6 protein-coding genes, 8 tRNA genes and 3 rRNA genes are annotated in these 14,752 nt (G+C 42.3%); 2 read left to right on the top strand and 15 right to left on the bottom strand.

Annotated features, from left to right (window positions below; translation table 11 throughout):
• Positions 1-93 precede the first annotated feature (93 nt).
• The gene (locus CD03_RS0121905; RefSeq protein ID WP_027295458.1) at positions 94-1,443 is read left to right on the top strand and encodes an MATE family efflux transporter; all 1,350 of its coding nucleotides are present in this window, start codon (positions 94-96) and stop codon (positions 1,441-1,443) included.
• Positions 1,444-1,655: 212 nt separating this feature from the next.
• Here CD03_RS0121905 and CD03_RS34365 read toward each other — a convergent pair whose 3' ends face one another.
• The 15 genes from CD03_RS34365 to CD03_RS0121820 all read right to left on the bottom strand — a co-directional run bounded on the left by CD03_RS34365 (position 1,656) and on the right by CD03_RS0121820 (position 12,128).
• Positions 1,656-3,284, bottom strand: a complete 1,629-nt coding sequence (locus tag CD03_RS34365) for a putative polysaccharide biosynthesis protein (RefSeq protein ID WP_044290227.1) — start codon at positions 3,282-3,284, stop codon at positions 1,656-1,658.
• Positions 3,285-3,496: 212 nt separating this feature from the next.
• Positions 3,497-3,569 (bottom strand) — tRNA-Lys (locus CD03_RS0121895).
• Positions 3,570-3,619: 50 nt separating this feature from the next.
• Positions 3,620-3,692: transfer RNA gene (locus tag CD03_RS0121890), tRNA-Phe, on the bottom strand.
• Between the two features lie 76 nt (positions 3,693-3,768).
• Positions 3,769-3,842, bottom strand: a tRNA-Met gene (locus CD03_RS0121885).
• 41 nt (positions 3,843-3,883) lie between these two features.
• Positions 3,884-3,965 (bottom strand) — tRNA-Tyr (locus CD03_RS0121880).
• 4 nt (positions 3,966-3,969) lie between these two features.
• Positions 3,970-4,042 (bottom strand) — tRNA-Thr (locus CD03_RS0121875).
• A gap of 5 nt (positions 4,043-4,047) precedes the next feature.
• Positions 4,048-4,120 (bottom strand) — tRNA-Val (locus tag CD03_RS0121870).
• Positions 4,121-4,162: 42 nt separating this feature from the next.
• Positions 4,163-4,236 (bottom strand) — tRNA-Asp (locus CD03_RS0121865).
• A gap of 121 nt (positions 4,237-4,357) precedes the next feature.
• A 23S ribosomal RNA gene (locus CD03_RS0121860) occupies positions 4,358-7,244 on the bottom strand.
• 244 nt (positions 7,245-7,488) lie between these two features.
• A 5S ribosomal RNA gene (rrf, locus tag CD03_RS0121855) occupies positions 7,489-7,606 on the bottom strand.
• Between the two features lie 130 nt (positions 7,607-7,736).
• A 16S ribosomal RNA gene (locus CD03_RS0121845) occupies positions 7,737-9,267 on the bottom strand.
• The 16S, 23S and 5S rRNA genes sit together here with 8 tRNA genes alongside, the layout of an rRNA operon.
• A gap of 399 nt (positions 9,268-9,666) precedes the next feature.
• Positions 9,667-9,754, bottom strand: a tRNA-Ser gene (locus CD03_RS0121840).
• Between the two features lie 106 nt (positions 9,755-9,860).
• On the bottom strand, positions 9,861-10,571 hold the full coding sequence (locus CD03_RS0121835) for a lysophospholipid acyltransferase family protein (RefSeq protein ID WP_027295457.1): 711 nt from the start codon (positions 10,569-10,571) through the stop codon (positions 9,861-9,863).
• Between the two features lie 7 nt (positions 10,572-10,578).
• A complete protein-coding gene (locus CD03_RS0121830; protein WP_027295456.1) occupies positions 10,579-11,133 on the bottom strand; it encodes a Fe-S-containing hydro-lyase in 555 nt (184 codons plus the stop codon).
• 149 nt (positions 11,134-11,282) lie between these two features.
• Complete coding sequence (locus CD03_RS0121820; protein WP_027295455.1) at positions 11,283-12,128, bottom strand: fumarate hydratase; 846 nt, start codon at positions 12,126-12,128, stop codon at positions 11,283-11,285.
• 366 nt (positions 12,129-12,494) lie between these two features.
• On the opposite strand from CD03_RS0121820, the gene CD03_RS0121815 reads away from it, so the two are divergent.
• On the top strand, positions 12,495-14,747 hold the full coding sequence (locus CD03_RS0121815; protein ID WP_027295454.1) for a bifunctional diguanylate cyclase/phosphodiesterase: 2,253 nt from the start codon (positions 12,495-12,497) through the stop codon (positions 14,745-14,747).
• Positions 14,748-14,752: the final 5 nt, after the last annotated feature.

Here is a 14,752-nt window from a genome sequence, read left to right as displayed (position 1 = left end):
TCATTCATAATCCAACTATGGTATAATCCTCTTAATATACTCTCCAGCCTGCTCTAACAGAATATTAGAATTTAATAAATATACGAGGTACTTATGAGTAAAAATATTAACCTGCTAAAGGGCCCTATTCTGCCCTCACTTACAAAATTAGCTTTACCAATTATGCTAACTTCCCTGATTCAGATGGCATACAACATGATTGATATGATCTGGATTGGCAGACTCAGCAGTAATGCCGTCGCTGCTGTTGGTGCTGCAGGAATGTACATGTGGCTCTCAAACGGACTTGCAGCCCTTGGCCGAATGGGCGGACAAGTTAAGGTTGGGCACTCCTTTGGTGCAGGAGTGTATCATACTGCCGCTGATTTTGCCAGGGCCGCTTTACAACTGGGAATATTTTTTGGCATTGCCTATGGACTTGCCTCCGTAATTTTCCATGTACCACTGATAGGCTTCTTCAAGCTGAACAGCCCACAGGTTGTGGCAGATGCCCAGATATATTTAATCATCACTTGCGGCGGAGTTCTATTTTCTTTCCTGAACCAGATATTTTCCGGCATAATGACCGCCATGGGAAACAGTAGAAATTCTTTAATAGCAACAACTACCGGACTTGCCCTAAACCTGGTACTGGATCCTGTTCTTATATTTGGCTTAGGTCCATTTCCCAATTTGGGCGTAGCTGGAGCTGCCATTGCAACCGTACTTGCACAGGCGATTGTTACGCTGGTATTTATTGTTTTTGCAATGAGAGATACCATTATTTTTAACAAAATACATATATTCTCCAGACCGTCAAAGCAGTATATGGCTGAAATAATACGAATTGGACTTCCCACATCCATACAGAGTATGATATTTACAGGTATCTCCATGATCATAGCACGACTCATCGCAGGCTTTGGGGACACTGCCGTAGCAGTTCAAAAAGTTGGTTCCCAGATAGAGTCTATCTCCTGGATGACTGCAGATGGCTTTGCCGCAGCTGTGAACTCCTTTGTAGCACAGAACTATGGCTCCGGGAACAATACCCGGGTAAGGAAAGGTTACGCTGTATCAATGGGCGCAGTTACCGTATGGGGTATCGTATGTACATTCATCTTAATCTGCCTGCCCGGACCTATTTTTCAAGTATTTATTCCGGAGAAAGAAATTTTAAGTATGGGTATAGATTATCTGCAAATCCTGGGAATCTCACAGTTGTTCATGTGTGTTGAGATTGCAACAGCAGGCGCATTTTCGGGATTGGGTAAAACCATACCTCCATCTGTAGTTGGTATTGTACTCACTTCCGCCAGAATTCCTCTTGCTCTATTGCTGACCGGTACCGCTTTAGGTCTCAATGGAATTTGGTGGAGTATCACAATATCCAGTACTCTAAAAGGAATTGCCCTGTTCATCTGGTTCTTCCGGTATCAAAAAAATACGCTTTCCCATGTTTAAAAATATATAGAATAAAAAGGAATTATTTGTTATATTACCTAACGAATATAACAAATAATTCCTTTTATAGGTACGCTTATACGTAAATCTTTGCGGACATTGCTTTCCTTCCTCCTCCTAATACCACGGACGGGATTGACTGCAGTCGCCATCTCCACGGGAATCGAATGGATTACCGTAGTTGCATTCCAAACTTTAATTTACTTAAAACATTACCGATAAAATCTCCCTGTAAATCTTGCTATTGTTCTTCCCATGGGCAAATCATATAATTCCTCTAAAGAGAAACAGTGAAAAGCAAAAATAAAGAAAAAGTAACTGCAAACGCCAACGGCTAAAGGCACTACCACTGAAACAACTGTATTTCCGATAAACTTATCCACAATCCAGTAAACAAAAAATACAATTATCCCCATAATCAAGGACGCAATGATCGGAATTAGATACGTCCTCTTCACATCCTTATGGATATGTAGCTCATTATTCAAAGATCTCTCGTTTAAGACACAGATTACCAGAGGAAAAATAATATTTCCCACAACTAAAATATAAGCATTCAATCCAGTAAAAATCAAAAGAGGACAAATAAATACTAAATGTACCACCAAACCAATAAATGCATTTACAATTGGCTCTCTCATCTTGTTCAAACTTTGTAATATTGCTGTAGATATGGATGCCAAAGAATAAAATACAATCGAAACAGCCCCTATCTGCAGCATGTGTACCGACAAATCTCTGTGTTCTGTCAAAGCTGCAAATATTAACGATATAATAGGCCTAGCAAGCACCATAAATCCAATTACTGACGGTATCGTAAGAACCATCACGAACTTATTAATAAAGTTTACCTTCTCAAATATTCCTCTTCTATCATGTCTTTCCTTAGAAGCAACAATGCTGGGTACAATAGAAACCGCCAAAGAAGAAGCAAACGCAATAGGAATATTAATAAGAAGATTATATTGCGTACTATACACACCCTGAATTGCAGTTACAAAGTCCACAGCTAAACCTTTAAAATTCAATATATTTCCAAATATTAAATCATCCAGCGTCCCGCTGAGCTGATAAGCTGCCTGACTTAAAGAAATAGGAATTAATGTCATCAGCAATAACTTGTTCAGTCTTCCATCTGATGCCACATGACGGTTCTTACATCTTCTTACTCTTCTAAGATACCCCGGTCGATACAGTAAATATAAAACTAATAAAAAAGCAAAAGCAGACAACGCACCACACAAGGTACCCATAATACCGCCTGCCGCCCCATATGCAAAAACATCTGCGGAAGATTGATATACTCTCATAAATTGCATAACTGCTACAATACTTATAATTGCATTAATAATCTGTTCTATAATCTGAGAAACCGCCGATGGAATCATCGTATTTTTTCCCTGAAAAAATCCCCGCATTACACCTAAAATAGCCATCACAAACGTAGTCGGTGCTACGATTCGGAGGGGTTTTGCCAATCCTGGTTTCGCATAACACATTTCCAGAAAATCAGCACCAAAATATATTAATACCCAAAATATACCACCAACAATTACCGCCAGTATTAAGGAATTGCGAAATAAGCGATAAGCACTCCGATACTCCTTTTTAATCTCATACTGGGATATTAATTTAGATAATCCCAGAGGAAGGCTGGAACATGACAAAGTTAAAACAATATTATAAATACCAAAGGCTACTCCATATAGACCGTTTCCAACCTCACCGAGCATGTTAGCCATTGGAATACGATATAAAAATCCAATCAACTTTACGATAATACCTGCAACCGCCAGAATGCTTCCCTGAAGAAGTAATTCCTTCTTACTATCATTTGCCATATCCCGTACCATATCCTTTCATAGGCTGCAGCCTGCAAACCTCTTTATCCCGTATCTGTCATTCTTCCCACTAATTTATAACTTATTCATTCCTATTTTAACTGTACTCCCATATTTAAAAATCGTATAAAATCAATTTAAATCCAACTTAAAACAAACTGAATAACAGAAAACCCCACAGGATAGTTACTCCTGCAGGGTTCTTTCTGTAATGAGACATCGGGGATTCGAACCCCGGACAACTTGATTAAAAGTCAAGTGCTCTACCAACTGAGCTAATATCCCGCATATTAAATTTTACTTTATAAGACATAAACCAGTTTCAAGTCTTATAATGCCCAGAGCCGGAATCGAACCAGCGACACGAGGATTTTCAGTCCTCTGCTCTACCAACTGAGCTATCTGGGCCTAGGGTTGTACACCCTCTTTACAGCATAATGGAAGCGAGCTTCCGAATACTTCCGTAATGGTGCGCTTCCAAAAATTGCGGGGGCAGGATTTGAACCTACGACCTTCGGGTTATGAGCCCGACGAGCTTCCAGACTGCTCCACCCCGCGATAGTATTTATTTAGTTTTTTGATAGAGATGTAAATCTCAATGGATGGAGGTGGATTCGAACCACCGAAGCAATTTGCAGCAGATTTACAGTCTGTCCCCTTTGGCCACTCGGGAATCCATCCAAAAAGCCGATGATCGGACTCGAACCGATAACCTGCTGATTACAAATCAGCTGCTCTGCCAATTGAGCCACATCGGCATTAATGGGACCTATAGGGCTCGAACCTATGACCCTCTGCTTGTAAGGCAGATGCTCTCCCAGCTGAGCTAAGATCCCATGGGATATAAAATTATTTAATTACACATCTACTGATGTGAACGACCCAGATCGGACTCGAACCGACGACCTTCGCCGTGACAGGGCGACGCTCTAACCAACTGAGCCACTGGGCCAACTCTTTTGTAAGGTTTATATACCTTCAAAACCACACACAGAAATTCATCAAATATCATCCGTTCTTGCATTACCAACTTCGTTGATCATATCAACTTTATTGACATTATCCTAAACCTTATGGATAAGCCTTCGACCTATTAGTATTAGTCAGCTCCATACATTACTGCACTTCCACCTCTAACCTATCTACCTCGTCGTCTTCAAGGGGTCTTACCGCTTATGCGGGGGATATCTCATCTTGAGGGGGGCTTCACGCTTAGATGCCTTCAGCGTTTATCCCTTCCCGACTTGGCTACCCGGCCATGCTCTTGGTAGAACAACCGGTACACCAGAGGTCAGTCCAACCCGGTCCTCTCGTACTAAGGTCAGCTCCTCTCAAATATCCTGCGCCCACGCCGGATAGGGACCGAACTGTCTCACGACGTTCTGAACCCAGCTCGCGTACCGCTTTAATGGGCGAACAGCCCAACCCTTGGGACCTACTACAGCCCCAGGATGCGATGAGCCGACATCGAGGTGCCAAACCACTCCGTCGATGTGAACTCTTGGGAGTGATAAGCCTGTTATCCCCAGGGTAGCTTTTATCCGTTGAGCGATGGCAATCCCACTTTATACCACCGGATCACTAAGTCCTACTTTCGTACCTGCTCCACCCGTCGGTGTCACAGTCAAGCCTTCTTTTGCCTTTGCACTCTGCGAATGGTTTCCAACCATTCTGAGAAGACCTTTGAGCGCCTCCGATACCCTTTCGGAGGCGACCGCCCCAGTCAAACTCCCCGCCTGACATTGTCCCACCACCGGATCACGGTGGCTGGTTAGAAATCCAATACTGCAAGGGTGGTATCCCAACAATGACTCCTTCACAACTGGCGTTGTGAATTCTCAGTCTCCCACCTATCCTGTACATGCAATACCGAATCCCAGTATCAAGCTGGAGTAAAGCTCCATGGGGTCTTTCCGTCCTGGCGCAGGTAACCAGCATCTTCACTGGTATTTCAATTTCACCGGATGCATTGTCGAGACAGTGCTCAAATCATTACGCCTTTCGTGCGGGTCGGAACTTACCCGACAAGGAATTTCGCTACCTTAGGACCGTTATAGTTACGGCCGCCGTTTACTGGGGCTTAAATTCAATGCTTCGCTTGCGCTAACATCTCCTCTTAACCTTCCAGCACCGGGCAGGCGTCAGCCCATATACTTCACCTTGCGGTTTTGCATAGACCTGTGTTTTTGCTAAACAGTTGCTTGAGCCTATTCTCTGCGGCCTCTTTCGAGGCACCCCTTCTCCCGAAGTTACGGGGTCATTTTGCCGAGTTCCTTAACAATGCTTCTTCCGTCGGCCTTAGGATTCTCTCCTCATCCACCTGTGTCGGTTTACGGTACGGGTATAATATAAACAATAGCGGCTTTTCTTGACAGCTGGCTCACACACTTCGCTACTTTAGTTCGCTCCACGTCACGTCTTCGGATTGTAGTACGGATTTGCCTTTACTACTCCTACCCCGCTTGTACCGGTTTTTCCATTCCCGGATTGTGCTTTCCATCTGTGTCCCCACAGTTCTGTTATACTATAGTACAGGAATCTCAACCTGTTGTCCATCGACTACGTCTTTCGACCTCGCCTTAGGCCCCGACTTACCCAGAGCAGATCAGCTTTACTCTGGAAACCTTGGATATTCGGCCGGAAGGATTCTCACCTTCCTCTCGCTACTCATTCCAGCATTCTCTCTTCTTAACAATCCACTGCTCCTTACGGTACAGCTTCGTCTCAGTTAAGAATGCTCCTCTACCAATGACTATGTCATTCCTCAGCTTCGGTGTTGTGTTTCAGCCCCGGACATTTTCGGCGCAGGACCTCTCGACTAGTGAGCTATTACGCACTCTTTTAATGTATGGCTGCTTCTGAGCCAACATCCTAGTTGTCTTCGAAATCCCACATCCTTTTCCACTTAACACACACTTTGGGACCTTAGCTGGAGGTCTGGGCTCTTTCCCTTTTGACTGCCCAACTTATCTCGTGCAGTCTGACTCCCATACATCATCTATACGGCATTCGGAGTTTGATATTCTTTGGTAAGCTTTGACGCCCCCTAGGAAATTCAGTGCTCTACCTCCGTTAGACTAATATGAGGCTAGCCCTAAAGCTATTTCGAGGAGAACCAGCTATCTCCGGGTTCGATTGGAATTTCTCCCCTATCCACACCTCATCGCCACCCTTTTCAACGGATGTGCGTTCGGTCCTCCATTACCTTTTACGGTAACTTCAACCTGGACATGGATAGATCACCCGGTTTCGGGTCTACTCTGACTGACTCTTTCGCCCTATTAAGACTTGGTTTCCCTCCGGCTCCACACCTTGAGTGCTTAACCTTGCCAGCCAGCGTAACTCGCTGGACCGTTCTACAAAAAGTACGCGGTTCCACATATAAAGTGGTTCCACAGCTTGTAAACACAGGGTTTCAGGTTCTTTTTCACTCCCCTCCCGGGGTTCTTTTCACCTTTCCTTCACAGTACTATGCACTATCGGTCACTAAGTAGTATTTAGCCTTGGGGGGTGGTCCCCCCGACTTCCCACAAGGTTTCTCGTGTCTCGTGGTACTTTGGATACTGCCTGCTCTCTTCTGGTTTCAAATACGGGGCTTTCACCCTCTCTGGCCGGATTTCCCAAAACCGTTCTTTTACCATTCAAGTCACGTTATGCAGTCCATAACCCCGGAATGCACGCATTCCGGTTTAGGCTCCTCCCATTTCGCTCGCCGCTACTTTGGGAATCGAGTTTTCTTTCTTTTCCTCCGGGTACTTAGATGTTTCAGTTCCCCGGGTTCCCTTCCATACGTTATGTATTGGCGTATGGATACTTGAGGTTTGCTCAAGTGGGTTTCCCCATTCAGATATCTCCGGATCGTAGGATATTTGCTCCTCCCCGAAGCTTTTCGCAGCTTATCACGTCTTTCATCGGCTCTTAGTGCCAAGGCATCCACCCTGCGCTCTTGTTCGCTTAACCATTTTTTCACCTCACATAGCGTTGTTCGGTGTTGGTTTAGTTTTGTTGCTAGTTTAAAATAATTACCTTTTTAAAAGATAACTACCTCGGATGTCTTATCTAATTTAGATATTTTTGATTATTTCTATATGTGATTTTCAAGGTACATATCTTACTGACTGAATTTTTATCAGTCATTTAAAACCAAAAGCATTTTGATCTTAAATCACTGGTAAAAACAGTTATTTCATATTATTTTTTTGTAATCTGGCAGCCACCTGCTCTCCCACACCGTTACCAGTGCAGTACCATCGGCCGCTTAAGTCTTAACCATCGTGTTCGGGATGGGTACGGGTGTTTCCCCTAAGCGCATCGCCACCAGAAATTTCATATTATTATAGTAATTTCATTTCTGCATTTTGTTCTGCCCGGCTTTTGCCCGGCTTCCCAGAATACTCTTTTTATTACTTAATAATTGAACAGTAAAACAACCTTTACTCATTCTTTCCTTAGAAAGGAGGTGATCCAGCCGCACCTTCCGATACGGCTACCTTGTTACGACTTCACCCCAGTTACCGGCTCCACCTTCGGCAGCTCCCTCCTTACGGTTGGGTCACTGACTTCGGGCATTTCCGACTCCCATGGTGTGACGGGCGGTGTGTACAAGACCCGGGAACGTATTCACCGCGACATTCTGATTCGCGATTACTAGCGATTCCAGCTTCATGTAGTCGAGTTGCAGACTACAATCCGAACTGAGACGTTATTTTTGGGATTTGCTCACCTTCACAGGGCTGCTTCCCTTTGTTTACGCCATTGTAGCACGTGTGTAGCCCAAATCATAAGGGGCATGATGATTTGACGTCATCCCCACCTTCCTCCAGGTTATCCCTGGCAGTCTCTCCAGAGTGCCCAACCGAATTGCTGGCTACTGAAGATAAGGGTTGCGCTCGTTGCGGGACTTAACCCAACATCTCACGACACGAGCTGACGACAACCATGCACCACCTGTCACCTCTGTCCCGAAGGAAAGGACACGTTACTGTCCGGTCAGAGGGATGTCAAGACTTGGTAAGGTTCTTCGCGTTGCTTCGAATTAAACCACATGCTCCACCGCTTGTGCGGGTCCCCGTCAATTCCTTTGAGTTTCATTCTTGCGAACGTACTCCCCAGGTGGAATACTTATTGCGTTAGCTGCGGCACCAAAGAGCTTTGCTCCCTGACACCTAGTATTCATCGTTTACGGCGTGGACTACCAGGGTATCTAATCCTGTTTGCTCCCCACGCTTTCGAGCCTCAACGTCAGTTACAGTCCAGTAAGTCGCCTTCGCCACTGGTGTTCCTCCTAATATCTACGCATTTCACCGCTACACTAGGAATTCCACTTACCTCTCCTGCACTCCAGCCTGACAGTTTCCAATGCAGTCCAGGGGTTGAGCCCCTGCCTTTCACACCAGACTTGCCATGCCGTCTACGCTCCCTTTACACCCAGTAAATCCGGATAACGCTTGCCCCCTACGTATTACCGCGGCTGCTGGCACGTAGTTAGCCGGGGCTTCTTAGTCAGGTACCGTCATTTTCTTCCCTGCTGATAGAAGTTTACATACCGAAATACTTCTTCCTTCACGCGGCGTCGCTGCATCAGGGTTTCCCCCATTGTGCAATATTCCCCACTGCTGCCTCCCGTAGGAGTTTGGGCCGTGTCTCAGTCCCAATGTGGCCGTTCACCCTCTCAGGCCGGCTACTGATCGTCGCCTTGGTAAGCCGTTACCTTACCAACTAGCTAATCAGACGCGGGTCCATCTCATACCACCGGAGTTTTTCACACTGTGCCATGCAGCACTGTGCGCTTATGCGGTATTAGCAGACATTTCTGTCTGTTATCCCCCTGTATGAGGCAGGTCACCCACGCGTTACTCACCCGTCCGCCGCTCAGTCACTAAAACTTCATTCCGAAGAAATCTGTTTTAGTGCTTCGCTCGACTTGCATGTGTTAAGCACGCCGCCAGCGTTCATCCTGAGCCAGGATCAAACTCTCAAATAAAGTTTTGATCTTAGTTCAAAAATCAACTACTAGCTAATTTTATCCCTTTATTACTGTTTTAAGGTTGTATCATTTCTGATACGGTTCTTAATTTTGAAATCTCTTTTAATAGAATCTTTCAAGGTTGTTTCACTGTTCAATTATCAAGGTTCTGTTTGCTTTTCTTTGCTGTTGTACTCTTTAGCGCAACTTCTATATCTTATCACACTGCCAAGTGTTTGTCAACAACTTTTTTAAAAAGTTTTTTGTGATGTTTTCTTTGCTGTTTTGACAGCTTTTATAGTTTATCACTTAGCTTACATATTGTCAAGCACTTTTTTACATTTTTTTACAAATGTTTTTGTACCATATTACTGTTTCCATCTTTTAAGATTTTAAACAGTGTTAGAAATAAATTAGCGGAGAAAGAGGGATTTGAACCCTCGCGCCGCGCAAACGACCTACACCCTTAGCAGGGGCGCCTCTTCAGCCACTTGAGTATTTCTCCTGAATCATTATTTCCTATATAATACTGCTTGTCACCTATTGTGGTGACGCACAAGTTATTATACTAAAGGGACTTCTATTTGTCAATCACTTTTTTTAAAAAAGTTTTATTCATTATCTTTAATCGTTTTTTCTATTCTATTTTTTACTAAAGTGGCTATTTCGGTGGACTTTAGCTCTTTGTAATCTTCATAATATATTGGGCTTAAATAGTGAACCTGTACGGTGATCCTTTTTATAGAATGAGTATCAAAGGATTTATAAGAGTCTATTAGCGCTACAGGAACAATGGGGCATTTTGCTTTTATTGCAGATTTAAAACTGCCGCCCTTGAAATCCAGCAGATCATTAGGATGCTTTGTTCTTGTTCCTTCTGCAAATATAACGTAATTTCTACCCTCCATTACTTCCCTGGTAACATCCATAATTACCCGCATAGACTGCTTGATGTCTTCTCTGTCAATTGCTTTTGCACGCATAATTGCAAACACCTGCTTCAGGAAGGGTACATTTGCTACTTCCTTTTTCATGACAACTGACAGCGGATGGCTGCTGCTTTCCACTAATGCCAGTACATCGAATAAACCCTGATGGTTTGGAAATAGTACGAAGCCATTTTTTTCCGGCAGATTCTCTTCTCCGGTTGTCTGAATGGTAACTCTTCCTCCTTTGTTTGCATTGATCGTTATCTTTCTTAATAATGCAAACCTTTCCTCCTCCGTATGCTTATCATTCTCTTTTGCATATGAAATCAGCTGGCATGCCCAATAAGGTACAAACAATATATTTCGTAAAACCATCAAAATTATTCTTTCCACTAATTTATCAGCTCTCTTTCTTATATTGTTTTATTGCGCTCTCATAGAGATTGTTACCTTTGCAGTCTGCAACTACGATAACCGGAAAATTCTCTACTTCCAATTCTCTTATTGCTTCTGTGCCAAGATCATCATATGCAATTATCGTTGATTTTTTAATTCTTTGAGATAACAATGCACCGGCTCCCCCTACTGCGGCAAAGTAAACGGCATTATTTCTTTTAATTGCAGCCAGAACTTCCGGTGTCCTTTTCCCTTTGCCTATCATACCACGCAGACCCAGATCCAGCAGTTTCGGCGCATACTTATCCATCCTGCTGGCAGTTGTGGGACCCGCCGATCCTATTGGACGTCCTTCCCTTGCCGGAGATGGCCCCATATAATAGATGATATTATTCTTTACATCTATAGGAAGTGTCTCATTTTTATCTAAAGCTTCCTGCATTCTTTTGTGGGCAGCATCTCTTGCTGTGTATATTTTCCCCGTTATATAAACATAATCGCCGGCTTGCAGTCCTTTTGCATCTTCCTCACTTATTGGTGCATTTATATATTTATCCATACTTATTCCCATTAAGTATTACAGGCAAGCCTGTAATACTGCCACAATCAAACAGGTTGAAAGAATCACATCGTGGCGTCCTTTCTGCATCATAATTTTCTTTCAACCTTTCCCTCCAGTGCCGCACTGTTTCTTATATTATATCTATTTTATATTTCCCTTACACTATGCCGGTTAACATGGCAGCAAATATTTACGCCAACGGGAAGTCCCGCAATGTGGGTAGGATATGTATTAATATTTACGGCAAGAGCAGTTACTCTTCCTCCCAGACCGCCTGGTCCGATTCCAAGACCATTTATTTTATCCAATAACTCAATTTCCAGTTCTTTTACATATTCTACTTCTGAATGGGAACCCGCTTCCCTGGTTAGTGCTTTCTTAGCCATAACCGCACATTTTTCGAATGTACCTCCGATGCCAACACCTACGACCATTGGCGGACATGCGTTAGGACCTGCATCTTTTACTGCAGTTAATACTGCATTCTTTACGCCTTCTATACCATCAGCCGGCTTCAGCATAAATACACGGCTCATATTTTCACTTCCAAACCCCTTTGGCGCTACAGTAATCCTTACTTTATCGCCGGGAACTATTTCATAATGAATGATTGCAGGTGTGTTGTCTTTGGTATTTTCCCGTATGATGGGATCATTTACTACTGATTTTCTTAAAAACCCATCTACATATCCCTGACGTACGCCTTCATTAACAGCATCTTCCACACTTCCGCCTTCAAAATGTACTTCCTGCCCTACTTCCAGAAATATAACTGCCATACCTGTATCCTGGCAGATGGGTATCATATCTTTTCCTGCTATTTCCAGGTTCTCCTGCAGCTGGCATAAAATCTGCCTGCCCAGATCAGATTCTTCTATATCTACAGCCTTTTTCATTACCTTATCCATATCTTTGGATAAATAATGATTTGCCTCTATGCACATCTCTTTTATATTTTCTGTTAACTTGTCCACATGAATTGTACGAATCATGGTATAACCTCCTAGATTTATTCTTATCTTCTATAATATAGTATTCAAATCTCAACTTCAATATAAAAATGGATTTTCAGAAAAAACCCAGGAAAAAATGCAAATAGTACGTTTCGATTCTGGTATATCCGACCCAATTCCGGCTTTGCCTATGAACATTCCGAAATCAGGAATGTGGCAATAGGGCAGTCCCCTATTGAAGATGTAATTTCTGCTTTATATGGAAGCTGGATGTAATATATTTTTCAAGCATATTTTAAAAGGTTTTCCTATACTCCAACTTGTTATTTGAGTGATCCTATGATATGATTTTAACTAGAGGACTAGATTACAGACAATACTTTTACAACTGCTTGGGAGAACTTTATGAACGATAAGAAACGCAGTTTATCTTATATTATAATGCTAATTATCTGTTTTCTTTTTTTAATTTTGGGCTGCATCTTCGTATATTTTATGATGCGTCAGAATGAAAAGAACGATTTGAACAATTTGTATGACCTGGCGGCTCAGGAGAAGACAATGATCTTAAAACAGATAAATGGTGACTGGGAAACTTTATCGGGTATATCTATCTGTCTTGGTGATCTGAACATCACTGAGACAGATCAGCTTACACCCATTTTAACAACGATTAATAATGCTAATACTTTTATCCGCATGGGTTTTATTAACACAGAAGGTATTGGGGATCTCATAGACATTAATGGGAATACATATGAGCATGTGGACTTTTCCAATGATTCTTTTTTTCAGGAAGCTCTGGCCGGGCATAACTCTATTTCTGAGGCCATCGAAGATCCATATTCAATCGGGTATATTAATTATTACGGTGTTCCTGTTTATCAGTCTGAAAAAGTGATTGGTGTTTTATGTGCGGTTAACAGCACTGATATTCTCCGCAACATCGTGGATGCAACCCTGATCCAGGGCGGTGGATTTTCAAATATTCTGAAAAGCAATGGTCAATATATTATCAGGTCGGCACATCACTACAATGTGGACAACATATATAAATTGGCGGATTTGGGAGATTTCTCGAAAGAAGCATATGCCAATATTCTGTCGGATTTTGCTGCAGGATCTGAAAATACGGTTCGCTATAACTACAAAGGAAATAAATACTGGGCTGTCTATATACCCGTTGACGTCAATGACTGGTATATTATAAGTATCGTACCGGAATCTATCATAAATGGCAATTACAACTATACTCTGGGTGTTATTCTTATCGTAAGTTCTGCTTTTATTATATCTATGGTTTTTGCTTACCGTATGAATCAGATGACCAGGAAAAACAAAGAACATCTGGAACAGCTTGCCTATTCCGATCCGATTACAGGTTATTCCAGTTTTGTTAAATTTCTGCTGGATATCGGTTCTCCACATGATCATAGGCAGAATTCTAACTATGCTTTCTGGTATTGTGATATTAAAAGATTTAAATATTTTAATGATTTGTTTGGGTATGACGCAGGTGACGAAGTGTTAAAGTATTTTGCAAACCTGATATCCCGACATACTCTGAAAAATGAATTTTTCTGCCGGGTAAATGCAGATAATTTTACCGGACTTAAATACTACAATGACAAATCCGAACTTGTAGAATGGTTTCAGACTCTGAATGAGCAGATGAATCACTATATAACTTCAGAAAATCAGGAATATCACCTGGATTTAAGCATTGGTATCTACTGTGTGAATGATTTTAAAGATGACATCACTTTCAATGATATGATTAACCGGGCAAATATGGCGCAAAAAGCGATGAAACAATCCGGCAGTGACAATTATGCTTTTTATTCTCAGGACATTCGCAAACAGATTCTCATGGAAACTGAAATGGAATCCCGAATGCATCAGGCACTGGAAAATGAAGAATTTAAGATTTTTGTTCAGCCCAAAGTAGATATACAGCATGGGAACCGAATTGCCGGAGGCGAGGTGCTGGTCCGCTGGGTCAGTGGTCAGGGATCTTTGGTTGTGCCCGGTAAATTTATTCCTTTATTTGAAAAGAATGGCTTTATTATTCACCTGGACCGCTATATGTTTGAGGGTATCTGTAAATGGGCAAGAGGATATCTGGATGCAGGTAATCCTAAGATAAAGCTGGCGACAAATGTCTCCCGCCTGGGACTATTCCAGGATGATTTTCTTGATTTCTATATTAATACGAAAAATAAATATCACCTTCCGGACGGTATGCTTGAATTAGAATTTACAGAAAGTGTCGTTCTAAATAATAATGAACTGTTTAAAACTTTTGTTGAGGCTTTACAGGAAAATGGATTTGTCTGTTCATTAGATGACTTTGGATCAGGATACTCCTCTCTGAATGTGTTAAAAGAGCTTCCTATTCAGGTATTAAAGCTTGACATGATCTTCTTCCGAAAAGGGGCAAACACAGAACGAGAGCAAATTGTAATACGCAATATTATTACTATGGCGAAACAGTTGAAAATGAGGACAGTATCCGAAGGCGTGGAAATGAAAGAACAGGTTAATTTCTTAAGAGAAGTGGGCTGTGACATTGTACAGGGTTATGTTTTTGCAAAACCTATGCCGTTGCCACAATTTGAACAGCTTTTAAAAGATAAGACTGATGGATTTCAATTATAAATTTT

Source organism: Robinsoniella sp. KNHs210, from assembly GCF_000686105.1.
Taxonomy (GTDB): Bacteria; Bacillota; Clostridia; order Lachnospirales; family Lachnospiraceae; genus Robinsoniella; species Robinsoniella peoriensis.
Note: the sequence above shows the minus strand (reverse complement) of the source record. Positions and strands in the feature narration are given on the sequence as shown.